Origin of the sequence: uncultured Polaribacter sp. (assembly GCF_947503855.1) — a bacterium.
In the GTDB taxonomy this organism is placed as follows: Bacteria; Bacteroidota; Bacteroidia; order Flavobacteriales; family Flavobacteriaceae; genus Polaribacter.
Window position 1 is genome coordinate 126,119 of the sequence record NZ_CANNFF010000003.1, and the last position, 23,110, is coordinate 149,228.

At 31.0% G+C, this 23,110-nt stretch carries 22 protein-coding genes; 12 read left to right on the plus strand and 10 right to left on the minus strand.

Annotation, left to right across the window (positions count from 1 at the left end):
* Positions 1 to 35 precede the first annotated feature (35 nt).
* Positions 36 to 962, minus strand: coding sequence for a PfkB family carbohydrate kinase (locus tag Q0662_RS03565; RefSeq protein WP_298947206.1), 927 nt, complete (start codon positions 960 to 962; stop codon positions 36 to 38).
* A 151-nt stretch (positions 963 to 1,113) separates the two neighbouring features.
* On the opposite strand from Q0662_RS03565, the gene Q0662_RS03570 reads away from it, so the two are divergent.
* The 6 genes from Q0662_RS03570 (at position 1,114) to Q0662_RS03595 (ending at position 5,580) form a co-directional block, all read left to right on the plus strand.
* A complete protein-coding gene (locus Q0662_RS03570; RefSeq protein ID WP_298947208.1) occupies positions 1,114 to 1,539 on the plus strand; it encodes a SufE family protein in 426 nt (141 codons plus the stop codon).
* A gap of 11 nt (positions 1,540 to 1,550) precedes the next feature.
* Positions 1,551 to 1,871 (plus strand): DUF59 domain-containing protein, encoded by a 321-nt coding sequence (locus Q0662_RS03575; protein WP_298947210.1) that lies wholly within the window; start codon positions 1,551 to 1,553, stop codon positions 1,869 to 1,871.
* Between the two features lie 106 nt (positions 1,872 to 1,977).
* Positions 1,978 to 2,484: a DUF2480 family protein gene (locus Q0662_RS03580; RefSeq protein WP_298947212.1), complete on the plus strand. Its 507-nt coding sequence runs from the start codon at positions 1,978 to 1,980 to the stop codon at positions 2,482 to 2,484.
* A 33-nt stretch (positions 2,485 to 2,517) separates the two neighbouring features.
* Entirely contained in the window at positions 2,518 to 3,390 is an 873-nt protein-coding gene (locus Q0662_RS03585; protein ID WP_298947214.1) for a DUF3078 domain-containing protein, read from the plus strand.
* A gap of 59 nt (positions 3,391 to 3,449) precedes the next feature.
* Positions 3,450 to 4,370: a DUF3078 domain-containing protein gene (locus tag Q0662_RS03590; RefSeq protein WP_298947216.1), complete on the plus strand. Its 921-nt coding sequence runs from the start codon at positions 3,450 to 3,452 to the stop codon at positions 4,368 to 4,370.
* 88 nt (positions 4,371 to 4,458) lie between these two features.
* Positions 4,459 to 5,580, plus strand: coding sequence for a CNNM domain-containing protein (locus Q0662_RS03595; RefSeq protein WP_298947218.1), 1,122 nt, complete (start codon positions 4,459 to 4,461; stop codon positions 5,578 to 5,580).
* Positions 5,581 to 5,631: 51 nt separating this feature from the next.
* On the opposite strand, the gene hflX is transcribed toward Q0662_RS03595, so the two are convergent.
* Together hflX and Q0662_RS03605 are read right to left on the minus strand one after the other, a co-directional pair.
* Positions 5,632 to 6,843, minus strand: coding sequence for a GTPase HflX (hflX, locus tag Q0662_RS03600; RefSeq protein WP_298947220.1), 1,212 nt, complete (start codon positions 6,841 to 6,843; stop codon positions 5,632 to 5,634).
* A gap of 319 nt (positions 6,844 to 7,162) precedes the next feature.
* Positions 7,163 to 7,402, minus strand: a complete 240-nt coding sequence (locus tag Q0662_RS03605) for a hypothetical protein (protein WP_298947223.1) — start codon at positions 7,400 to 7,402, stop codon at positions 7,163 to 7,165.
* Positions 7,403 to 7,591: 189 nt separating this feature from the next.
* Here Q0662_RS03605 and Q0662_RS03610 point away from each other — a divergent pair, with 189 nt between their 5' ends.
* Positions 7,592 to 8,119: a hypothetical protein gene (locus tag Q0662_RS03610; RefSeq protein ID WP_298947225.1), complete on the plus strand. Its 528-nt coding sequence runs from the start codon at positions 7,592 to 7,594 to the stop codon at positions 8,117 to 8,119.
* Here the strand turns inward: Q0662_RS03610 and Q0662_RS03615 are convergent.
* Together Q0662_RS03615 and aspS are read right to left on the minus strand one after the other, a co-directional pair.
* Positions 8,116 to 9,897, minus strand: coding sequence for a chloride channel protein (locus Q0662_RS03615; protein WP_298947227.1), 1,782 nt, complete (start codon positions 9,895 to 9,897; stop codon positions 8,116 to 8,118). The genes Q0662_RS03610 and Q0662_RS03615 overlap by 4 nt on opposite strands.
* Positions 9,898 to 10,399: 502 nt before the next feature.
* Positions 10,400 to 12,154, minus strand: coding sequence for an aspartate--tRNA ligase (gene aspS / locus Q0662_RS03620; protein ID WP_298947229.1), 1,755 nt, complete (start codon positions 12,152 to 12,154; stop codon positions 10,400 to 10,402).
* Positions 12,155 to 12,256: 102 nt separating this feature from the next.
* Here aspS and Q0662_RS03625 point away from each other — a divergent pair, with 102 nt between their 5' ends.
* From Q0662_RS03625 to Q0662_RS03635, 3 genes are all read left to right on the plus strand, one after another.
* Complete coding sequence (locus tag Q0662_RS03625; protein WP_298947231.1) at positions 12,257 to 12,616, plus strand: cupin domain-containing protein; 360 nt, start codon at positions 12,257 to 12,259, stop codon at positions 12,614 to 12,616.
* Between the two features lie 64 nt (positions 12,617 to 12,680).
* Positions 12,681 to 13,358 carry a 16S rRNA (cytidine(1402)-2'-O)-methyltransferase gene (gene rsmI, locus Q0662_RS03630; protein ID WP_298947233.1) on the plus strand — a complete coding sequence of 226 codons (678 nt, stop codon included), beginning with the start codon at positions 12,681 to 12,683 and terminating at the stop codon, positions 13,356 to 13,358.
* A 191-nt stretch (positions 13,359 to 13,549) separates the two neighbouring features.
* Positions 13,550 to 13,894 (plus strand): HopJ type III effector protein, encoded by a 345-nt coding sequence (locus Q0662_RS03635; RefSeq protein WP_298947235.1) that lies wholly within the window; start codon positions 13,550 to 13,552, stop codon positions 13,892 to 13,894.
* Here the strand turns inward: Q0662_RS03635 and Q0662_RS03640 are convergent.
* Positions 13,891 to 14,481 (minus strand): carboxymuconolactone decarboxylase family protein, encoded by a 591-nt coding sequence (locus Q0662_RS03640; protein ID WP_298947237.1) that lies wholly within the window; start codon positions 14,479 to 14,481, stop codon positions 13,891 to 13,893. The genes Q0662_RS03635 and Q0662_RS03640 overlap by 4 nt on opposite strands.
* Before the next feature lie 12 nt (positions 14,482 to 14,493).
* Positions 14,494 to 16,629, minus strand: coding sequence for a T9SS type B sorting domain-containing protein (locus Q0662_RS03645; protein ID WP_298947239.1), 2,136 nt, complete (start codon positions 16,627 to 16,629; stop codon positions 14,494 to 14,496).
* Positions 16,630 to 16,741: 112 nt separating this feature from the next.
* Here Q0662_RS03645 and Q0662_RS03650 point away from each other — a divergent pair, with 112 nt between their 5' ends.
* Together Q0662_RS03650 and recJ are read left to right on the plus strand one after the other, a co-directional pair.
* On the plus strand, positions 16,742 to 17,173 hold the full coding sequence (locus tag Q0662_RS03650; protein ID WP_298947241.1) for an OsmC family protein: 432 nt from the start codon (positions 16,742 to 16,744) through the stop codon (positions 17,171 to 17,173).
* A 14-nt stretch (positions 17,174 to 17,187) separates the two neighbouring features.
* Positions 17,188 to 18,903 (plus strand): single-stranded-DNA-specific exonuclease RecJ, encoded by a 1,716-nt coding sequence (gene recJ / locus Q0662_RS03655; protein ID WP_298947243.1) that lies wholly within the window; start codon positions 17,188 to 17,190, stop codon positions 18,901 to 18,903.
* Here the strand turns inward: recJ and Q0662_RS12005 are convergent.
* From Q0662_RS12005 to odhB, 3 genes are all read right to left on the minus strand, one after another.
* Positions 18,878 to 19,069 carry a VOC family protein gene (locus Q0662_RS12005; protein ID WP_347186311.1) on the minus strand — a complete coding sequence of 64 codons (192 nt, stop codon included), beginning with the start codon at positions 19,067 to 19,069 and terminating at the stop codon, positions 18,878 to 18,880. The two genes, recJ and Q0662_RS12005, sit on opposite strands and share 26 nt — an antisense overlap.
* A 79-nt stretch (positions 19,070 to 19,148) precedes the next feature.
* The gene (locus Q0662_RS03660; RefSeq protein ID WP_298947245.1) at positions 19,149 to 21,551 is read right to left on the minus strand and encodes a helix-turn-helix domain-containing protein; all 2,403 of its coding nucleotides are present in this window, start codon (positions 21,549 to 21,551) and stop codon (positions 19,149 to 19,151) included.
* A 340-nt stretch (positions 21,552 to 21,891) separates the two neighbouring features.
* Positions 21,892 to 23,106 carry a 2-oxoglutarate dehydrogenase complex dihydrolipoyllysine-residue succinyltransferase gene (gene odhB / locus Q0662_RS03665; RefSeq protein WP_298947247.1) on the minus strand — a complete coding sequence of 405 codons (1,215 nt, stop codon included), beginning with the start codon at positions 23,104 to 23,106 and terminating at the stop codon, positions 21,892 to 21,894.
* Between the last annotated feature and the right edge of the window lie 4 nt (positions 23,107 to 23,110).

The following is a 23,110-nucleotide window of genomic DNA, read 5'->3' on the forward strand; positions in this document are numbered from 1 at the left end:
AAAAAAATCCGCAGCGTAAATACTGCGGATTAAAATTAAGATATTTTTATATCAAATTGTGTTAAATCTTTAAAAGCTTTCAAACGCAACTTAACTTCTTGCGCTGTAAGATCTTGCATGCGTTCTGTACCAAATTTTTCTACACAAAAGGATGCTAAATTAGAACCATAAATAATAGCATTTTTCATGTTTTCGAAAGAAACATCTTCTGTTTTTGCTAAATAACCACAAAAACCTCCTGCAAAAGTATCTCCAGCTCCTGTTGGATCAAAAACCTCTGCCAATGGTAAAGCTGGTGCAAAAAACATTTTTCCTTCATTAAATAACAAAGCTCCATGTTCTCCTTTTTTTATCACTACATATTTTGGCCCCATTTTATGGATTTTCTTAGCGGCATTTACCAAAGAATATTCTCCAGAAAGTTGGCGCGCTTCTTCATCATTTATAGTAACTACATCTACTCTTTTTAATACTGTGTGTAAATCATCTAAAGCGATATCCATCCAAAAATTCATAGTATCTAAAACTACTAATTTTGGTCTTTGGTTCATTTGATCTAATACAGATGCTTGTGTTAATGGGTGTAAATTACCTAACATAACAATACTTGCATCTTTAAAATCTGCTGGTACAACTGGTGTAAATGTTTCTAAAACATTTAATTCTGTAAGTAAAGTATCGCGCGAATTCATATCATTATGATATTTTCCACTCCAGAAAAAAGTTTTACCGTCTTTATCTATTTCAACTCCATCCGTATTGATTCCTTTAGAATTCATCATTTCTAAATACGATGCAGAAAAATCTCCACCAACAACAGAAACAACGCCTGTTTCTACTCCAAATTGAGATGCAGATAATCCTATGTAAGATCCTGAACCACCTAAAATTTTATCGGTTTTACCAAAAGGTGTTTCTATGGCATCAAAAGCTACAGTACCAACTGCTAATAATTTACTCATTTTAGTATTCTAACCTTCGCAAAAGGAAGGAATTTATTATAATAGTTAATATTTGATATTCTTATATTCTACAGTTACGTTTAATGCATTTTTATCGTATTTTTGCACTATAATTAAGGTATCTGCGATACTGCAAAAATAAGTTTTAAAAATGACTATCAAAGAAATACAAGAAGAAATTATTGATGAGTTTTCTATGTTTGATGATTGGATGGAGCGTTATGAATATATTATAGAACTTGGTAAATCTTTACCCATAATAGACGAAACCTATAAATTAGAAGAAAATTTAATTAAAGGATGCCAATCTAAAGTTTGGTTGTACTCTGAACTAGAAAATGATAAAGTTAAATTTACAGCAGATAGCGATGCTATTTTAACCAAAGGAATTGTGGCATTGTTATTGCGCGTTTTTTCTGAACAAAAACCTGTAGATATTTTAGGCGCAGAAACCAATTTTATTGACGAAATTGGTTTGAAAGAGCATTTGTCTCCAACAAGAGCAAACGGGTTGATTTCTATGATTAAACAAATAAAAATGTATGCAATTGCACAACAAACTAAATTAAAAAACTAAGATTTTACAAAATGACAGATAAAGAATTAGAGGAAATAGGAGATAAGATTGTAGGCGTTTTAAAGACCATTTACGATCCAGAAATACCTGTAGATATTTACGAACTTGGCTTAATTTATGATGTTTTTGTTTCTGATGAAAACAACGCAAAAATTTTAATGACATTAACCTCGCCAAATTGCCCTGTTGCAGAAAGTTTACCAAGAGATGTAGAAGAAAAAGTAAAATCTTTAAAACAAATTAACGAGTGTGAAGTAGAAATTACTTTCGATCCAACTTGGACGCAAGAAATGATGAGCGAAGAAGCTAAATTAGAATTGGGCATGCTGTAAAATTAGTTGGCATTAGTTAGTCAACAATTCGCAGTCATTGTAAGTTCGAGTGATTTCGATTTTTCATCGAAATTGTATCGAGAACAACTTTGAAACTAAAAATAAAATGGAAGAAATTGTAAACAGAGTTGCTAATAGCAAACTAAAAACCTTTGACCTTGAGGAAATTTATCCTGATGGAAAACGCGTTTTATTTGATATAAAAGATTGGCTTTTTCAAGAACTTATTCTAAAAGAAGTAGATTTTAGAGCCTACGTAAAAAACCATGATTGGTCTAAATACAAAAATTGTTTTGTAGCAATTACTTGTTCTGTAGATGCTATTATACCTTCTTGGGCTTTTATGTTGGTTGCTGCAGAGTTAAACCCTTATGCAAACAAAGTGGTTATCGGTAATTTAGAATTGTTAGAGACTGTTTTATATCAAGAATTATTAGAATTTATAGACTACAAAGAATTTACAGATGTACCTGTAATCATAAAAGGTTGTGGAGAAAAACCCATACCTAATGCTGCATACTCTTTATTAATAACAAAATTACAACCCATAGCAAAATCTATTATGTTTGGAGAGGCCTGTTCTACAGTACCAATTTTCAAAGCCAAGAAATAATTTTACTTTTGCTTGTCATTTTAAAAATGCTTCATGAAAAGAATATTTATCCTTTTTTTTATGCTACTGGCTACAACTTTTTATTCTCAAAAAAAGAAACAAGACTCCTTACCTAAGCCAAAATGGAAAATTAACGGAAGATTTGCTTTTATATTTAACCAATCTTCTTTTTCTAATTGGGCTTCGGGTGGTGAAAATACAGTTGCAGGAAATATCAATATAAATTACGATTTTAACTACAAAAAAAAGAACGTAAACTGGGATACTAGAATTATAACAGGATATGGTTTGAGTCATATTAGTGAAAAAGGTTATAGAAAAACAGATGACCGTTTTGAAGTGAATTCTCTTTTTGGTTTTAAAACGAGTAAATATTGGTTTTTTTCGTTTATAGCCAATTTTAGAACACAGTATGCAAAAGGTTACGATTATAAAAAAGACCCAAAAGTATTAGTCTCAGAGTTTTTATCGCCCGCGTATTTAACTTACGGACCAGGTATGTTATGGAAAAAATCTGATGACATAAACTTAAACATTGCACCAGCTACAGCCAGATATACATTTGTAAACGATTTTTTTACTAAAGATGCTGGCAGATTTGGTGTAGACCAAGGAGAAACAGTTGCGTTTAGTTTGGGTTTTAACTTATCTGGTTACTATAAGTTTGTACTAATGGAGAATATTGAAATGGAAAATATTTTATCTATTTATACAGATTATCTTGCAAATGTTGGTAACCTTGATATAGATTACCAAACTAACATTCGTTTTAAAGTAAATAAGCATATTAAAATGCAACTAACTTTTCAAGCCATTGTAGATGATAATACTGCTAGTAAAATACAATTTAGACAATTATTTGGTTTGGGTGTAAATTATAACTTCCACGAAAAAGTGACTTATTAATAGTTTTTGGTTTACTAGAATAAAGTACTTTTACATACTATAAACTTAAAAAAAATCTAATGAAAAAATTAATTGTTTTAATTGTATTTGTATGTGTAAGTTTTACTGCAAATGCACAAACTGAAGTAGAATTAAAAAAAGAACTAAAAGAAAAAAAGGGAGAGATTTCTAAATTACAAAAAGAAGCTAAAGGATTGCAATCTAAAATAGATGCATTACCTGGTTGGAAAATTGGTGCTTTTGGTACTATTGGTGGAAATATTGCTGGCTTTAATAATTGGTACGCAAGAACTGCTCCAAACACATCATCTGCAAACATTGGTATTTCTGTAAATGGATTTGCCAATTTAATAAAAGAAGATTTTTTTTGGAGAAACGCTGCATCTGTTAATTTAGGATGGGTAAAGTTTGATGATAAAGATAGCGCAACTGACAATCCTAATTTTGAAACTGCTACAGATGTTTTTAACATTTCTTCTTTATATGGTAGAAGATTAAGTAAAACTTGGGCAATTTCTGCTTTAGGAGAATACAGAACAACACTTATAGAAAACTTTAATAATCCTGGTTATTTAGATTTTGGCGCAGGGGCAACATGGACACCATCAAGCCATTTAGTTGTGGTAATTCACCCAGGAAACTACAACTTTGTATTTAGTAGTGGAGATACTGTTTTTGAATCTTCTTTAGGAGCAAAAGTAGTAACAGATTACACAAACAAATATGGTAAACTTAGTGTAAAATCTAATTTATCAATGTTTCATAGCTACAAATCTACAGATTTTTCTAACTGGACATTAACCAACTCTTTAGGTTACACAATCTGGAAAGGTGTAGGTGTTGGTTTTGAACTTGGTTTGCGTAAAAACAAACAAGAAGCTTTACTAAATGCATTAATAGACAATCCTGTAGAGACTTTTAACAGTGTAGACAATAAGTTACAATCTTATTGGTTGTTTGGTTTAAGCTACTCTTTCTAAACAAAAACAACATATTTTACAGAAAACCTCAAGAAGAAATTCTTGAGGTTTTTTATTTTATGTAAATTCGCATAAACCTTATTGTTTTATGACTTTTCTAATTATTTATGCAACCGTTTCTATATTTTTCTCGTTTTTGTGTTCTATTTTAGAAGCTGTATTATTAAGCATAACTCCAACATTTATCAACCTTAAAAAAAGTGAAGGTTTGGAATATGCAGCGTCTTTAGAAAAACTAAAAAAAGATGTAGACAAACCTTTAATTGCCATTTTAACTATAAATACCATTGCACACACAGTAGGTGCTATTTTGGTAGGTGTACAAGCAAAAGTTGCGTATGCAGAAATGTATGGTACTACGAGTAGAAGTTTTTTAAGCATACAATTTACCGAAGATATAATGGTAGGTTTTGTATCTACAATTATGACGATTTTAATTTTAGTGGCTTCAGAAATTATACCTAAAACCATGGGTGCAACCTATTGGAAAGAATTAGCTAACTTTACAACTAAAGCCCTAAAAATAATGATTTTTCCTTTAAAATATACAGGAATTTTATGGGTTTTACAATTAACCACAAAACTAATTGGTGGTAAAGGTCATGGTAGTATTTTAAGTAGAGAAAGCTTTTTAGTGATGGCAGATATGGCTGAAAAAGAAGGCGTTTTTCAAAAAAATGAAAGCAAAGTAATTAGAAATTTATTGGGTTTTAAGGAGGTTAAGGTAAGTGATGTTATGACTCCTAGAACTGTTTTAAAGACTGCAGACGAAAACGTAAACATTCAATCATTTTATGAAAATCATAAAACACTACGTTTTTCTAGAATTCCTGTTTTTGCCAACAATCCTGATGAAATTACAGGGTATTTCTTAAAAAATGATTTATATAAAGCGATTATAGATGGTAAGGGTAAAGAAAAATTAGCAACTATAAAAAGAACTATTTTAATTACTAATAGAGAGTTATCTATTCCTGATTTATTTGAAAAACTTATTAAAGAAAAAGAACATATTGCTTTGGTAGTAGATGAGTATGGCTCTGTTAGTGGAATTGTTTCTCAAGAAGATGTAATAGAAACCCTGTTGGGTTTAGAAATTATGGATGAAAGCGATAATGTTGCAGATCTACAAGATTTAGCAAGGAAATCATGGAAAACCAGAGCCAAAAGAATGGGTATTATTGAGGATGAGAAAACTGATGAAAAATAATATATATTAAAAAAAGGGCTACAAGGCTTAATTTAACCTTGTCTCATTTTTTTATTCTTCCTCTTTATATTCATAATACAAGAAATCGTTATAAGGAAAACGCTGAATGTGAATCTTTTTAACTTCTTCATATGTTTTTTCTTTAAAGTCCTCTAAATTTTCTTTGTTTAAAGCAGAAATAAAGATAGAGGCTACTTCTTTATCATTCATCCAAGTTTTTTTCCAATCTTGTAATGTATAATGTTCTTTGGTTTTTTCAGTTACCAAATCATCATCATCTATGGTTTCATATTGGTAGGCATCAATTTTATTAAAAACCATTAAAGTTGGTTTGTCATCGCATTTAATATCTGCCAAAATAGTGTTTACAGAAGCTATATGATCTTCAAAATTTGGATGAGAAATATCTACAACATGTAACAACAAATCTGCTTCACGAACCTCATCTAAAGTAGATTTAAAAGACTCTACTAATTGCGTAGGTAATTTTCTAATAAACCCAACTGTGTCTGTCATTAAAAAAGGAATATTTTTAATAACCACTTTACGCACAGTAGTATCTAATGTTGCAAATAATTTATTTTCTGCAAAAACATCACTTTTACTAACAACATTCATTAAAGTAGATTTACCAACATTGGTATACCCAACCAATGCAACACGTACCATTTTACCACGGTTTTTACGTTGCACAGCCATTTGTTTATCTATGGTTTTTAAACGTTTTTTTAATACTGCAATTTTATCTCTAATAATACGTCTGTCTGTTTCTATTTCTGTTTCTCCTGGTCCACGCATACCAATACCCCCTTTTTGCTTGTCAAGGTGAGTCCAAAGTCTTGTTAAACGTGGTAATAAATATTCGCTTTGTGCTAATTCTACTTGAGTTTTTGCAGAACTTGTTTGTGCCCTTTGTGCAAAAATATCTAAAATTAAATTGGTTCTATCTAAAATTTTACAATCTAATATTTTCTCAATATTTCTTAATTGTGCAGGCGATAATTCGTCATCAAAAATAGCCGTACCCACATGATGCCTGTCTATATATGCTTTTACTTCTTCTAACTTACCTGTTCCTAAAAATGTTTTAGGGTTGGGTTTGTCCATTTTTTGTACAAAACGTTTTATAGGAACACCACCGGCAGTTTCTGTTAAAAATTGCAGTTCATCTAAATATTCTTCAGACTTTTCTTCATCTTGAAGTTGGGTAATAATACCGATTAATATGGCTTTTTCGGAAATGGCTTCTTTTGCGTCTATCATAATTTACAAAAATACAAAGATTTAGTTTGAAATTGGCACAAAAAAAATCTAGACAAAAGTCTAGATTTAATTTATATAACTCAAATTCAAATACAGAAAGTCTACTAAGTTTCCCGTATTACAAATTTATAATTTCGTTTTGAATATTATTCTTAAAGTGGTATTAATAAATTCTTTATTTAATGTTAAAAAAATATATTTTTAGTAGAAAATGTTTTGAAGATAATTATAAAGGATACCTTTTTAGAACCTATATTTGACCCTGGTATTAAGGTGGCTTTTAGACTATTTTCCTGTGTATGTTTTATGAAAAGAGAAGTTATCCTTTTCCTTGTTGTTTAAATGCGTTTCTTAATTTATCATCATTTATTATGTATTTTTTATACTTACCATCTTTATATCTATAATAAATAAAAATGGGCATAAATATAAAAGACAAATACAAAACCCCTAAACCCATAACAATTTTTGCTTTTTCATGTTCTGTATTTATTAAATAACCTCCAATAGACATCCAAACTAAAAAAACAATAAACAATACTGTTAGTACTTTTTTCATGTTACAAAATTACAAAAAGTCTATCTTTAAAAATAATTTGATACGAATTTCATGAATTTTCACAAATCAATCTTTATTCTATAACTTTTAATATAGTAATCTGTATTTTATAAATTATTAAGCATTTTTTTTATGAATATTATTGCCAGGTAAAAATACATCGTCTAAATTTGATAAAATTGTATTTCTATGAATTTAAAACGATATCATATATCTCAAAATAACAATATCTTAAAAATTTCTGAAGCCGTTAATAATGAAGTTATTTATTCTTCTTTTTGGTTTATGGAGTTTGGAAAAACTTGTGCAGAAATAAAAAATGCTAAAAACGAGGTTGTATTTTCTATCACCAAAAAATTCCAGTTTTGGAAATGGAGAATGGTGTATTTAATCTCTCAAAAAACTGCAGATTTATCTATTTTAATTGCTCAAAATAACAGAAATACAGTTTTTAAGCTTGACCTATTATCAGGCAATTACGAAATAAAAGTGCACTACAAGAAAAAGAAATCTATCTTTAAAGATGGTGAAAAAATAGCTGAATTTGATGAATCTTTTACCAATAAAAGAGTAGAGTTATTAGTTTTAAATACAAATGAATTGAAAATAATTTTCTTACTATACGCTTGTCTTTTAGTTGGCGAAAATGAGTTTAAATCTAAGTCTATTATAAAAAGTCAAAAACAACTAGAAACCAACGAAAATCCTTGGTTTTAAGCAGTTACTTCTACCAATTTATTTCTGTAAGCAGTTAACAATTTCGATTTCGAAATAAAACCAATGTATTTACCATCTTTAACTACGGGTAAATTCCATGCTCCACTGGTTTTAAATTTCTGCATCACTTTTTCTACAGGATCTGTTTCTTTTATAATTTCTGGTGCAGCTTTCATTATAGCCTCTACTTTAATGCTGTTGTACATTTCTGTATCAAACATTACGGGTCTAATATCGTCTAACAATACAATCCCCAAAAATTGTTTTTGTTTATTAATTACCGGAAAAATATTTCTTACAGAAGTTGCTACTGCTTTTTTTAACATGTCTCCCAATAACATTTCTGGGTGTACTGGTTTAAAATTGGTTTCAATTAGCTTGTCAATTTGTAACATCATCATTACATTTTTATCTTTATCATGGGTAATGAGTTCTCCTCTTTGAGCTAATTTATAGGTATAAATAGAGTTAGAAATAAAGTATTTTGTAATAGAAAACGAAATAGCAGCGACCAACATTAGTGGCACAAATAAATCGTAGCCACCAGTAATTTCTGCAATTAAGAAAATAGCTGTTAATGGAGCGTGCAATACACCTGCCATTAAACCTGTCATCCCTATCAATGTAAAATTAGCTTCCGAAACCTGAAAGCCAAGGCCTATATTATTAATAATTTTGGCAAAAGCATTTCCTAAGGCACTCCCCATTACTAGAGTTGGAATGAAAATTCCACCTACACCACCAGCAGCAAAAGTAGTACTCATAGCAATCGCTTTAAAAATGGTAATTAACAATAAAAAGAAAATGACCAACCAAATATTATCATGATTAAAAGAAAATGGAGTGTTCCCAATAGCTGCAATATGGTTTCCTTTAAGAAGATTATTGATTAAACCATACCCCTCACCATATAAAGAGGGCATTAAATATAAAATAAAACCAATTACTAAACTTCCTAAAATTAATCTTGTAAATCGTTTTTCAAAAAGATGAAAAAACTTTCTAATTGCAAAATAAACTACAGAGAAGTATACAGAAGTAATTCCTGTTACAACACCAAAGATAGCGTAAAAACCAATTTCGCTTATTTGAAATTTATCATTCAATTCAAAGCCTAATAAAACATCTGAACCTAAAAACAAATAAGAAGTTACAATAGCTGCTACAGAGGCCAACAATAAAGGTATAAGTGATACAAAAGCAATATCTAAACTAAATACCTCTAAAGCAAATACGATACCTGCAATAGGTGCTTTAAACATAGATGACATAGCACCTGCTGTTGCACAACCAATTAATAACATTCTAGTTTTTGTGTTCATATGAAACAACTTAGACGTATAGGAGGCCAAAGCTGTACCAGCGCTAACTGCGGGTCCTTGCAAACCTACAGAACCACCAAAACCAACCGTAAGTGGCGCCGTAATTAAAGAGGCATACATATTGTATCTTGGTATAATTCCTTTACGTTTAGAAATGGCATACAAGGTTGAAGAAATACCATGACCAATGTGTTTTTTAAGCCATTTTTTTTTGATGATTGCCACCACTATCAAACCAATAATAGGAAACACAAAGTACATGGAGTTTTGATACTTTTTTACAAAATCGATACTTAGCAAAAGTTGAATATAATGTGTTAAGTTTTTTAGAATTACAGTACCAAAACCTGCTAAAAAGCCTACCAAAATACTTAAAACATATACAAATTGTCTTTCAGAGATGTTTTTGTATCTCCAAACTAGTATTTTTTTAAATATTTTTTTTGATGATGCCATTATTTTTTTGTTGTTTTTGCGAGTAAAATGATGCAATCTTTAAATAGATAATCGCCTCATAAATTTGCTTTGACATTTTTTTAATTTTTGGTTGCCGATAAAATATCTATACCTAAATATATTTTGTTTTTATTATAATACCAAGCTCTATTTTTTATAAGTCGCTTTTAAAACCAAGTATTCTTTTCTTTTAATTTTTTTCTACTTTTTCGTGAATAATAGTTTCTTAGTTTTTTAATTTCATGGGCAAACCATATAAATATGTATAATAATTTTATACAAATTAGCTCGCTCGTTACTTAAACTGAATTTCTTTTTGAGTTCTTCAGATGGGTTTGTGTTGCCATTAATTGCCATAGTGTAAAGGAAAAAAAAGAAGTAGATTTTTCATGTTTTAAATGTACTAAATTTATTCATAAAAAAAACCTCACAGTTTTTAAAAAGCTGCAAGGTTTACTAAATATTCTTAAAAAAGAAATTAAAATAAATTCAACTTAAATATTTATTCTTGAATATTTAATTTCAAACTTAATTCTTTCAATTGTTCATTATCTATAAAAGCTGGCGCATCTATCATTACATCTCTACCAGAATTATTTTTTGGGAATGCAATAAAATCTCTAATAGTTTCTTGACCTCCTAAAATAGCAACTAGTCTATCTAAGCCAAAAGCCAAACCTCCATGAGGAGGTGCACCATATTCAAAAGCATCCATTAAGAAACCAAATTGTGCTTTGGCATCTTCTTCAGAAAAACCTAAATGACGTAACATAGTTGCTTGCATTTGCTTATCGTGAATTCTAATTGAACCTCCACCAATCTCGTTTCCATTCAATACTAAATCATAGGCATTGGCTTTTACTGCTCCTGGATCTGTATCTAATAATTCTAATTGACCAGGTTTTGGCGATGTAAATGGATGGTGCATTGCATGGTAATGACCCGTTTCTTCATCCAATTCTAACAATGGAAAATCAATTACCCAAAGTGGTGCAAACTCATTAGATTTACGTAAACCTAATTCTTCTGCTAAATGCATTCTTAAAGCAGACAATTGCGTTCTTACTTTATTGGTTTCTCCAGATAAAATACAAATTAAATCTCCTGGTTTTGCTCCTGTAACTTCTGCCCATTTTGCTAAATCTTCTTGGTTGTAAAATTTATCTACAGAAGATTTAAAAGTACCATCTTCGTTTACACGACAATAAACCATCCCTAAAGCACCTACTTGCGGGCGTTTTACCCATTTAATAATATTATCTATTTGTTTTCTTGTGTAGGCATTTCCACCAGGAACTGCAATACCAACTACTAATTCTGAGTTATTAAACACCCCAAAATCTTTGTGTTGTGTTACTTCATTTAACTCGCCAAACTCCATTCCAAAACGGATGTCTGGCTTATCATTTCCATACAAACGCATAGCATCATCAAACAACATTCTTGGAAATTTATCTACCTCTACTCCATTAATTTCTTTTAATAAATGACGTGTTAAGCCTTCAAAAATGTTTAAAATATCTTCTTGCTCTACAAACGCCATTTCACAGTCTATTTGTGTAAATTCTGGCTGTCTATCTGCACGTAAGTCTTCATCTCTAAAGCATTTTACAATCTGAAAATATTTATCCATTCCTCCAACCATCAATAGTTGTTTAAAGGTTTGAGGAGATTGTGGCAAAGCGTAAAATTGCCCCTCATTCATTCTACTTGGCACCACAAAATCACGTGCGCCTTCTGGAGTAGATTTTATTAAATATGGCGTTTCAACCTCTATAAATGCTTGGTTAGACAAATATTTACGGACTTCCATAGTTACTTTATGGCGAAAAATCAAACTATCTTTTACAGGATTTCTTCTGATATCTAGATATCTGTATTTCAATCTAATATCTTCTCCACCATCTGTTTTATCTTCTATCGTAAAAGGTGGTAATTTAGCTGCATTTAAAATTTCTAATTGAGAAACCAACACTTCTATAGCACCAGTTGCTATGTTATTGTTTTTAGATTCGCGCTCAATTACTGTACCTGTAACTTGTATAACAAACTCTCTTCCTAAAGATTTTGCTTTTTCCATCATGGTTGCTGGGGTACGCTCTTCATCAAAAATTAGTTGAGTAATACCATACCTATCTCGTAAATCTACCCAAATCATAAATCCTTTATCACGTGATTTTTGCACCCAACCAGCTAAGGTTACTTCTGTATTTATATGCGAATCTCTTAACTCGCCACAAGAATGACTTCTATACATTACTTTATTGTTTAGTAAGGAGCAAAATTAATCATTTTTAAAGAAATTTCGATTGTTTTTACTACTGTTTTATTCCCATAAAATCTTTGTAAATTTGTCTTTATGAGTGTCATTAATATTCAAGAAAAATTTAATTTGTTTTCAGACCAATGGTCGCCTAAAAAAATAGGTGAGTTAAATGGGCAACAAATTTTATTAGCCAAAGTAAAAGGCGAATTTGTTTTTCATAAGCACGACCATGAAGATGAGTTATTTATGGTACAAAAAGGCATTTTAGAAATTCATTTAAGAGATAAAATCATCACCATAAATGAAGGCGAATGTTACATTGTACCACAAGGTGTTGAACACAAACCTGTTGCCAAAGAAGAAGTACATATTTTATTGTTTGAGCCTCTATCTACTAAACATACTGGAGATGTTGTTGCCGATATTACTATGGAAACTTATGAGGAAATTTAATTAGTTGTTGGTTTATAATTATTGATCTAATTTGACGCCAACTAAAGACTATAAACCAAAAAAAATGAGCAAATTATATTTAGTACCTACACCCATTGGTAATTTAGAAGACATGACTTTTAGAGCTATTAAAATTTTAAAAGAAGTGGATTTTATTTTGGCTGAAGATACACGTACCAGTGGTAAATTGTTAAAGCATTTTGAAATTGCTACGCAAATGCACAGTCATCATATGCATAACGAACATAAATCTATAGAGGGGATTTTAAAACGTTTACAAGCTGGAGAAACTTGTGCGTTAATTTCGGATGCTGGTACACCTGCTATTTCAGATCCTGGTTTTTTATTAACAAGAGCTTGTGTAGAAAATAATATTGAGGTAGAATGTTTACCTGGTGCAACTGCATTTGTGCCAGCTTTGGTAAATTCTGGCTTGCCTAATGACAAGTTTGTTTTTGAAGGGTTTTTACCTGTAAAAAAAGGGAGACAAACACGTTTTTTATTGTTAGCAGAAGAAACAAGAACGATGATTTTTTATGAATCGCCACACAAATTGGTAAAAACTTTAGGCCATTTTATTGAGTATTTTGGAGCAGATAGAAAAGTTTCTGTTTCTAGAGAACTTACAAAAATGTTTGAAGAAACTATTAGAGGAACTGCTACAGAAGTATTGGCTCATTATACTGCGAAACCTCCAAAAGGAGAAATTGTTGTGGTTGTTGAAGGGAAATCTTCCAAATAACTTTTAATAAAAGAAAACCTACAAGGTTTTAAAAAATTTGTAGGTTTATGAACTTATATTGAAAATATTTTTTGCCTTTAACTTTACCATTTACATAAATAAAATGGGTTTGCGCCTTTTTTAACTTTTATAAAAACATTTTCTTTGATACCTTTTTTGCTTTAAATTTGACACTTTATAAAGATACTAAAATGAACATCCAAAACTTTAAAACCAAACTAAAAGAAACCCCAACAGTAATTTTGTTTGCAGAAACCATGCAAGTAATAGAAGATAATTATAACTTTATACCTACTGCTTTTAGAAATGGATCAATTGAAAATAAAGCAGGAGAAAACTCGGGTTCTTGTAAATTATTTGCATTTGCAGTGCACCAACAATTAAACAAAGAAGAGACACTTTTTTGTTTTGGCGAGCATTATCAGTCTGTTTTAAAAGATATCAATGGAACATCGCATCAAAATATTAGAAATTTTATAAAAACAGGTTTTGATGGTTTATCTTTTGACAAGCAAGCTTTAACCAAAATAGATTAAATATGTTTACCCACCTCAAAACCGTGTTTGCCTAAAAACTGATTTCCAGAATCTATAGCATCTTCTTCTAAAGTGGTTCCCATAGAATCGTTCCAGCGATTTAAGTATCCAAATAAAGAAATTACACCTAACATTTCTACTATTTCACCTTCATCCCAATACTTGTAAAGTTCCTTTTTAATTTTAGTATTTACAGCGTTAGGTATTACAGAAGCTGCTAACGAAAAATCTAAGGCTGCACGTTCTGCATCTGAAAATGCTGGGTGTGTTTTGTATTCCCAAATATTATCTAATTGTTCTTGTGCTGCGCCATAACGTTCTGCAGCTCTAATGGCGTGTGCTTGACAATATCTACAGCCTGATGCGTTACTAGAAACCCAAGCAATCATTCTTTTTAAAGCAGATGTAACTCTACCTTGGTTTGCCATAACTGCTTTGTTTAAATTGATAAAAGCTTTAGAAATTGCAGGTATACGTTGCATGGTTAATACCGAATTTGGGCAAAACCCTAAAGTTTCATTAAAAAATTCTGCTAATTTTTTTGTTTCTAAATCGTGCTCCGATGATAGTGGTGTTACTAAGGGCATAAATCTAATTTTTTATTTTCTTATTAAACTAAAACTTCCATTTTTTTCTATGGACAAACCATTTTGATCTGTAAGTAAAGTCTTAAACCAATACGTATTTGAGGGTAGTTTTTTTCCTTCATAAGTTCCGTTCCAACCGGGTCCAGATGCATCCATTTTGTATAATAAAACTCCAAATCTGTTATAAATATATATTTCTGATAATGGGTTTACATTTTTATCATACCCTCTTATTGACCAATAATCGTTGATTCCGTCTTCATTTGGTGTAAAAAATCTTGGATATTCTAAAATTGAAAATTGATAAGATGATATACCACAACCACCAATATCTCTCACATATAAGGTATGCGTCCCTGTTGTAATATTTTCAAAAATATTATTTTTAGAATACCCTCCAAATTCATTATCTAATGAAAATTCATAATCTCCTATTCCTATATTTGACACAATTATCTCCATAGAATTATTGTTACTATCATCGATAATAATTACATCATCTTTAGTAATGCTTGCTATTTCTGAGTTTTTTACAATAATGGTTTTTTCTACATATTCGCAACCAGCGTCAGAAAATACCTTTACAGTATATAAACCAGCTTCTGAAACAGATATTTCAGTGGTATTACCAGAAATAGTTTGATTCTCTTTTGACCAGCTATAAGTATAATTTCCTTTCGAATTGATAGTTCTTAAAGTTATAGATCCAATATCACTACATAAAATATAAGTATCTTGTTCCAATTCAAAATATGGAATCGTGCTATCGACTGTTGCAACAACTTCTTTTCTTGTAGAGGTACAGCCAAATAAACTAGCTTCTACAAAATAAGAAGTAGTTGTTGTTAAATTGGGGGTTTGAAAATTATTTCCTGAAAAAATAGGAGTTGTACTCGTTAGAGAATCGTACCAAAAAACAGTTCCACTAGTTGAATTTGCTACTAAATCTGCGGAACCACCACAATTTACATCTTCAGAAATATTGGTAATTTGTGGTCTTTGTGTTACAGAAGCGGTAACTTTAGTTCTTGGTAATGTTGTACATCCGTTTACAGACACTGTTGCAAAATAATCTGTAGTTGTATTTATTGTGGGTGTTATAAAATTAGTACCTCTATCTAATTCTGTACCTCCAATTTGTGAATCAAACCAAATTATTATACCTTCATCTGATGTCGCAGATAATGTTGTTATTCCAGATTCACAAATTCTGCCTTCAGTTATTGAAGTTATCTGCGGTATATAAATTCTAGTACTTGCTACAATATTTAATTTTGGATCACCAGGTGCACCATATTCTACTACATAACCTTTTGCTGCATAAACACCAGTATCACCTTCATTTGGCAAATCGTTCCAAGCACCTACAATCCCAATTGATGCATCTGTAATATGTGCATAATCTTCACCTGTAGAATTATTTCCTCTAAAATCATTAGGTTCATTATTATTCCATTTTGCATAATTTGGTGTAGAGCCATTTACAGCTCCATTCCAAAAAACCGTACCAGCATCTGGTCCAGTAACCCATTTCCAAACCCCTTCTGTTTCTTCATCAGAACCACCAATCCAACCCGAACCAGAAGCTTGTTTACCAGCAAAAATTGTTTCTACTTCACTTGTTAAAGTTGCCAAATATCCTTGTCTATCATAATACGTACTATTTTCAGCAGCTATTTTAGCATCTTTCCAAGTAATATTTGGTGCAGATATAAATTGATAAAAATGATCAGTTTCAGGTAAATAATTAGCATCATCTGCAGATAGAGAAAATAATTTTTCTGTAATTACAGAAGTAGCAGTAGTTACAAAAACTACATCTTTAACTGCGTTTTCTAATTCAGTTAGTAACATTCCTGGAGTCGTTGAAGAAGTCAAAGTTAATTTCCCCTCATTCATATTCCAACTTTGAGAAATAGTTGGGTGAGTTCCACTCAATTCTAATCGATCAAAACCTACTTGATATCCAGAGGAGATTTGTATGTAAAAAAAATCAATTGTAGTATTATCTAGATCTGTTATTGTAAAATTGGTAACTATTTTTATAGGACTTCCTATGCAATAAGCTTGGTCTCCAGTTGCAGAAAGTTCTGGTGGACTTCCTTGAGCATGCAAAAATAATACTAGAGAAAAGCAAAAGCCAAGCAAAATTTTGGTTTTATTGCAAAGAGATTTATTTAAATTTATCATTAACTTATAAGCTTTTCTTATTTTTGTAAAGAAACACAATTTAATACTTCAAATTTAAAAAATATTATTTATGGTTAAAAATATTGTTAGTACAGTTTGGACAGGGAAATCGCATTTTGAAACCGACAATCTTAGTGGGCATAAATTAACCATGTTTGATAAATCTCAAGACAATGGAAATACAGTTGGTTTTGCACCCAAAGCGTTAATGCTTTCTTCTTTAGCAGGTTGTTCTGGTTTAGATGTAATTTCTTTATTAGAAAAAATGCGTGCAGAAGTTACTAATTTTAAAGTAATTGTTACTGCAGAATTAACAGATGAACATCCGAAATTTTATAAAAACGTAAAAGTAGATTACCATTTTACAGATTCAGATTTAAAACCCGAAAAAATACAAAAAGCTGTAAATCTATCCGTTACAAAATACTGTGGAGTCATGGAAATGTTTAGACAATTTGCCACTGTAGAAACAGAAATATATTTACATACTTTAGAAAAGTAACCCAATAACTTGCTATGAGATGGACACTAAAATCGGAACCTAATAAAGAAAAAGTAAAAAATCTAGCTAAAGAACTTCAAGTCGATTTAATAATTGCAAAAATTCTTTGTCAACGAAATATTGAAACTTTTGAGGAAGCTAAAAAATTCTTTAGGCCCAGTTTAACAGATATTCATGACCCTTTTTTAATGAAAGACATGGATTTGGCAGTACAAAGAATTGAAACAGCCATTGCAAATAATGAAAATATTTTAGTGTATGGAGATTATGATGTAGATGGCACCACAGCTGTATCTTTGGTTTCTTCATATTTAAAAACAATAACTTCCAATATTGCCACTTATATTCCTGATAGATATGAGGAGGGGTATGGGATTTCTTATAAAGGAATTGATTTTGCTGAAGACAACAATTTTTCTCTAATAATTGCCTTAGACTGTGGTATAAAAGCCATAAACAAAGTAGCCTATGCAAACCAAAAAAATATCGATTTTATAATTTGTGATCATCACAAACCAGGAAAAGAAATTCCTGATGCGGTAGCTGTTTTAAATGCAAAACAAGAAGATTGCAACTACCCTTTTGATGAACTTTGTGGATGTGGTGTTGGGTTTAAATTGATTCAAGCTTTGGGCTCCAAACGAAATCAAACGATAAAAGATTTTGTGCCTTATTTAGATTTGGTAGCCACTGCCATTGCTGCAGATATAGTACCCATGAATGGCGAAAATAGAGTGTTGGCTTATTTTGGTTTGCAAGTAATTAATCAACAACCTAGAAACGGAATTAAAGCCATTATTCATCAAATAAAAAAACAAGAATTAACCATTACAGATGTAGTATTTATCATTGCTCCCAGAATTAATGCTGCTGGCAGAATGAAACATGGTAATTATGCTGTAGAATTACTTACAGAAATGGATTTTGAAGCTGCTGTAGAGTTTGCAGCATCCATAGAAATTTTTAATGCTGATAGAAAAGATTTAGACAAAAAGATAACCGATGAAGCTGTTATTCAAATTATAGATAATGAAGAAGAAGAAGAGCGTTTTACATCTGTAGTTTTTCAAGAAGATTGGCACAAAGGTGTTATTGGTATTGTAGCTTCTAGATTGATAGAAAAATACTACAGACCTACTTTAGTATTTACAAAAAGTGGCGATAAACTAGCGGCTTCTGCACGATCTGTAAAAGGATTTGATGTATACAATGCACTATTAGAATGTGACGAATTTATAGAACAATTTGGTGGCCATAAATATGCTGCTGGTTTGACTTTGTTACCAGAAAACTACCAAAATTTTAAAAATAAGTTTGAAGAAGTAGTTGCAAAAACCATCAACAAAGAATTATTAACTCAAGAAATTGCTATTGATGCAGCGTTAGAACTGTCTGAAATAACCCCTAAATTTTTTAGAATTATTCAGCAAATGGCACCTTTTGGTCCACAAAATATGAAACCCGTTTTTAAAAGTACTTGTGTAAGAGATAATGGTTATGGTAAAAAAGTAGGTGCAGACAAAACGCATTTAAAATTAAATATTTTTCAAGGTGATAACCAAAAAACCTATAATGCCATTGGTTTTAATTTGGGTGATAAAATGGATGTTGTACAAGACAAATTTGATATTGTGTATGCTTTAGAGGAAAATGAGTGGCAAGGTTATAAGTCTGTACAGTTAGTTTTGAAGGATTTGAAGTCGCCTAAAGATGTTTATCAATCAAAATAGTATTTCCATTAGGATCAAAAAAAACAATACTTGCAGAACCAGAAGTGTTTGCACTAGCTTCTCTTTCTAGTTTTATATGATTTGCTTTTAAGTGTTTTAAAATATCTCTTACATCTTTAAAATTATCTAATTTGTCGGCAAATAAGTCTAGCCCAGATTGAGCTATTTGTTTGAAATCCTTTTTGCTTTTTTTAGCAAAAAGATTGAGTAGCGAAAGCTGGAAATAGCTTCTAAAAAAAAGAAAATTAACGCTCCATAGACATTAAAACCATTTTTAGTTCCATGTATGTAATATCTGTATCTACTTTTTCTTTAAGCACTGTTAAACCCTTTACATCTCCAGCCTCTTCTATTTGATTCAATATTTTTTTGTAGCGTTTTAAATCTATCAATTCTAACACATCAATATCTCCAGAAGGAATGTAATTTGCCAAATGGTTTTCTATAGTACCTGTTGTTAAACTGCGTTCTTTGGCAATTTCTTTTATGGAAAATCCAGATTTAAAAAGCTCAAACGTAATTTGTTTGGTCGGTTTTTTATCTTCTTTTTTCTGTTCGTTAAATTGGTTAATTCCGTTTTCTTTACAATAGGTTTCTATTACCTGTAAAATTTCTTCGCCATATTTATGGACACGAATTTTACCCATGCCTTTGATTTTTATCAGTTCTTTTTCTGTTCTAGGTAAAGCATCGCACATGGCATACAAGGTTTCTTGCGTAAATACCTGAAAAGCGGGTATGTTTTCTGCAATGCGAATTTCGTCTCTTAATTCGCGCAATTTTAAAGCTAATAATGGGTCTCTTTGAGAAGGCGATTTTTTCTTCTTTTTGGGTGCCGTTTTTTGCAAAACTGCTTTTGCTCTTACCTCTAAATACGCTTTGGTTTTAAAACCCTTTGACATTTTTTGCAATGCAAATAATTTTTCTTCTAATTTTTCTTGCAAAGCATCAAACTGTTTTAAAAAATCTTTTTTTACAGCTTTATTATCTGTAGAAAATGAAATGGCATCTAAAGATTTTTGAATATTTGTTTTGGTATGATTTAAAAAATAATCTACTCCTTTTGTAAAGCGCTCTTGAATTTGAGAGCTATTTTCTGGTAAAATATTAGCATCAGAAATATTTTGTAATTGATTTTTAAATCCATTTGAAACCTTCATTAAAGCAACTACACCATCATCTTTTATAGTTTGTAAATGATCTATAACATCACCTTTAATAGAAGTTTGATTCTTGTAAAATATATCTATTAAACGAGTAATGGGATATAAGAAAGTCTGATAATCAAATAGTTCTGCAATTAAGTTTAATTGAAACTGTTTTTCAGATTCGTTTAAAATGCTTTCATCTGGATGGTTTTCTTCTACTGATTGATTAAAAACACTTACAGTACTATCGTTTATAATGGCATTGCTAGTTATTTTAGTTTTTAAAACCAAGCCTTCTAAAGAAGTACACCTACTTAAAGCTACATAAGTTTGCCCATGTGCAAAAGAGGCTTCTGCATCTATAATAGCTTTTTCAAAGGTTAAACCTTGACTTTTATGAATGGTAATTGCCCAAGCCAAACGCAACGGAATTTGAGAAAAAGAACCCACCAAATCTTCTTTAATTTCTTTGGTTTCGTCGTTTATAGTGTAATTTATATTTTCCCATTTTTCTCTTTCTGTAACAATTTCATCTGCTTCATTAGCACATTGTACCGTTACAGTTTCTTTAGAAATATCGGTTATAACTCCTATTTTTCCGTTAAAATATCTTTTTTCTATAGACGAATCGTTTTTAATAAACATCACCTGTGCACCAACTTTTAGCTCTAATTTTTCGTCATTAGGATATGAGTTTTCATTAAACTTACCAGAAACCTCTGCAGTAAAAAAATTACTTTTATTTTTAATTTTATGCAACTCAGAGTTGTTGATTAAATTGGCTCTGTTGTTGTGCGTAGTTAAGGTGATGTAGCCCTCTTCTTTCTCCGGAGAAAAAGACGGGTTGTAATTTTTATTTAAAATTTCTGCAGATACTGCTGATAAAGTATCATTTCTAACTTCATTTAAAATTTTAATAAAATCTTCGTTTTTTTGGCGATAAATGTGTTTTAGTTCAATAGAAACTACATTGGCTTCTTGAAAAGCTTTACTACTAAAAAAATATACTGTTTCGTAATAACTTTGCAATAAACTCCATTCGTTTGGTTTTACCACAGGAGCTAACTGTTGCAAATCGCCAATCATTAAAACTTGTGCACCACCAAATACTTTGTTTCGGTTTTTATAACGCCTCATTACCTGGTCTATACCATCTAGTAAATCTGCACGAACCATAGAAATTTCATCTATAATTACTAAATCTAACGATTTTATAATATCTATTTTTGTTTTAGAAAACCGACGTTGTTGGTTGTTTTGAGTTTGATTTGGTAAAATTGGGCCAAAAGGCATTTGAAAAAACGAATGTATCGTAACACCTTTTGCATTAATAGCTGCAACACCTGTTGGTGCTACAATAACCATTCTTTTTAAAGATTCGTTTTTTATTTTATGTAAAAAAGTAGTTTTTCCTGTACCTGCTTTACCTGTAATAAACAGATTTCTATCTGTTTTTTCTATAAAATTTAGGGCAAGTTCTAATTCAGGATTTTTGGACATTTTTTCTTTTTGATGCAAGGTAAATAATTAAAAATTATTTACTAAATAAAAGGTGTGATTTTGGAGTTTTGTAAATAGTTTAGCAGATGTGGGTGTTTTAATAAGGCGTATACGAAGTCTTTGTATTTTGGGTTTTTTGATTAAAAAGTCAACAGACTAAGTTTAGCTCTTTTTATATACTTCGGTCTTTGCCCAGGATTAATTCCAAACAGAAAATAACTACTAACAAAAAATCCCAAGCAAAAGCTTAGGATTTTAATATTTTATGATAAACTTCGACAAGCTCAGTTCAAGACTTCGACAAGCTCAGTTTTACATACTTATGAACCCAGATTCTGGGCTACATTTCTAATGCTTTTGTTGGATTGTTATCCATTAATAATTCTATAGGATTTTCTAAAGCTTCTTTAACAGCTACTAAAAAACCTACAGATTCTCTTCCATCAATAATTCTATGATCGTAAGACAAGGCAACATACATAATTGGTTGTATTACAACTTCGCCATTAACAGCCATAGGTCTGTTTACAATGTTGTGCATTCCTAAAATTCCACTTTGTGGAGGGTTTATAATTGGTGTAGATAACATAGAACCAAATACACCACCATTGGTAATGGTAAAGGTTCCACCCGTCATTTCATCAACTGTAATTTGTCCATCTCTTGCACGCAAAGCCAAACGTTTTACTTCTGACTCTACACCTCTAAAAGACAAGTTTTCTGCATTTCTAATTACAGGTACCATTAAGCCTTTAGGGCCAGAAACTGCAATAGAAATATCTTGAAAATCGTGTTTTATTTGGTAATTTCCATCTATCATAGAGTTTACATCTGGATACATTTTTAACGCTCTAACAACCGCTAATGTAAAGAAAGACATAAACCCTAAACCAACACCATGTTTTGCTTTAAAGTCTTCTTTGTACTGAGAACGTAAATCGAAAATTGGCTGCATATTTACTTCGTTAAACGTAGTTAGCATGGCTGTTTCGCTTTTTACAGCTACCAAACGCTCTGCTACTTTTCTACGTAACATCGACATTTTCTTGCGTTCTATACCACGAGTACCGTTTGCTGGTTGTGTTCCCATAGATGGTACTGCTTTTACAGCGTCATCTTTGGTAATTCTACCCTCTTTTCCAGTTCCTTTTACTGTTGATGCGTCAATTCCTTTTTCTGCCAATACTTTTTTAGCAGCTGGCGAAGCGGTTCCTGTTGCATAAGTAGCTGCTTTTTGAGCTGGAGCAAGTTCCGTTTTCTTTTCTTCTTTAGGAGCTTCATCTTTGGCAGGAGCAGCATTCTCTTCTGGTTTTGCAGCATCCATATCAATCAAACAAACAACAGCACCAACTTCTACAGCATCTCCTTCTTCTGCTTTTAAAGTGACAATTCCACTTTCTTCAGCAGGCAACTCTAAAGTTGCTTTGTCAGAATCTACTTCTGCAATGGGTTGGTCTTTTTCTACATAGTCTCCGTCTTCAACTAACCAAGTTGCAATTTCTACTTCTGTAATTGATTCTCCTGGAGAGGGAACTTTCATTTCTAAAACACTCATGGTT

What these genes read in the sequence shown, in the direction of transcription:
- Q0662_RS03565 (WP_298947206.1), bottom strand. Translation starts at nt 962, where the DNA reads ATGAGTAAATTATTAGCAGTTGGTACTGTAGCTTTTGATGCCATAGAA.
- Q0662_RS03570 (WP_298947208.1), top strand. Translation starts at nt 1,114, where the DNA reads ATGACTATCAAAGAAATACAAGAAGAAATTATTGATGAGTTTTCTATG.
- Q0662_RS03575 (WP_298947210.1), top strand. Translation starts at nt 1,551, where the DNA reads ATGACAGATAAAGAATTAGAGGAAATAGGAGATAAGATTGTAGGCGTT.
- Q0662_RS03580 (WP_298947212.1), top strand. Translation starts at nt 1,978, where the DNA reads ATGGAAGAAATTGTAAACAGAGTTGCTAATAGCAAACTAAAAACCTTT.
- Q0662_RS03585 (WP_298947214.1), top strand. Translation starts at nt 2,518, where the DNA reads ATGAAAAGAATATTTATCCTTTTTTTTATGCTACTGGCTACAACTTTT.
- Q0662_RS03590 (WP_298947216.1), top strand. Translation starts at nt 3,450, where the DNA reads ATGAAAAAATTAATTGTTTTAATTGTATTTGTATGTGTAAGTTTTACT.
- Q0662_RS03595 (WP_298947218.1), top strand. Translation starts at nt 4,459, where the DNA reads ATGACTTTTCTAATTATTTATGCAACCGTTTCTATATTTTTCTCGTTT.
- hflX (WP_298947220.1), bottom strand. Translation starts at nt 6,843, where the DNA reads ATGATAGACGCAAAAGAAGCCATTTCCGAAAAAGCCATATTAATCGGT.
- Q0662_RS03605 (WP_298947223.1), bottom strand. Translation starts at nt 7,402, where the DNA reads ATGAAAAAAGTACTAACAGTATTGTTTATTGTTTTTTTAGTTTGGATG.
- Q0662_RS03610 (WP_298947225.1), top strand. Translation starts at nt 7,592, where the DNA reads ATGAATTTAAAACGATATCATATATCTCAAAATAACAATATCTTAAAA.
- Q0662_RS03615 (WP_298947227.1), bottom strand. Translation starts at nt 9,897, where the DNA reads ATGGCATCATCAAAAAAAATATTTAAAAAAATACTAGTTTGGAGATAC.
- aspS (WP_298947229.1), bottom strand. Translation starts at nt 12,154, where the DNA reads ATGTATAGAAGTCATTCTTGTGGCGAGTTAAGAGATTCGCATATAAAT.
- Q0662_RS03625 (WP_298947231.1), top strand. Translation starts at nt 12,257, where the DNA reads ATGAGTGTCATTAATATTCAAGAAAAATTTAATTTGTTTTCAGACCAA.
- rsmI (WP_298947233.1), top strand. Translation starts at nt 12,681, where the DNA reads ATGAGCAAATTATATTTAGTACCTACACCCATTGGTAATTTAGAAGAC.
- Q0662_RS03635 (WP_298947235.1), top strand. Translation starts at nt 13,550, where the DNA reads ATGAACATCCAAAACTTTAAAACCAAACTAAAAGAAACCCCAACAGTA.
- Q0662_RS03640 (WP_298947237.1), bottom strand. Translation starts at nt 14,481, where the DNA reads ATGCCCTTAGTAACACCACTATCATCGGAGCACGATTTAGAAACAAAA.
- Q0662_RS03650 (WP_298947241.1), top strand. Translation starts at nt 16,742, where the DNA reads ATGGTTAAAAATATTGTTAGTACAGTTTGGACAGGGAAATCGCATTTT.
- recJ (WP_298947243.1), top strand. Translation starts at nt 17,188, where the DNA reads ATGAGATGGACACTAAAATCGGAACCTAATAAAGAAAAAGTAAAAAAT.
- Q0662_RS03660 (WP_298947245.1), bottom strand. Translation starts at nt 21,551, where the DNA reads ATGTCCAAAAATCCTGAATTAGAACTTGCCCTAAATTTTATAGAAAAA.
- odhB (WP_298947247.1), bottom strand. Translation starts at nt 23,106, where the DNA reads ATGAGTGTTTTAGAAATGAAAGTTCCCTCTCCAGGAGAATCAATTACA.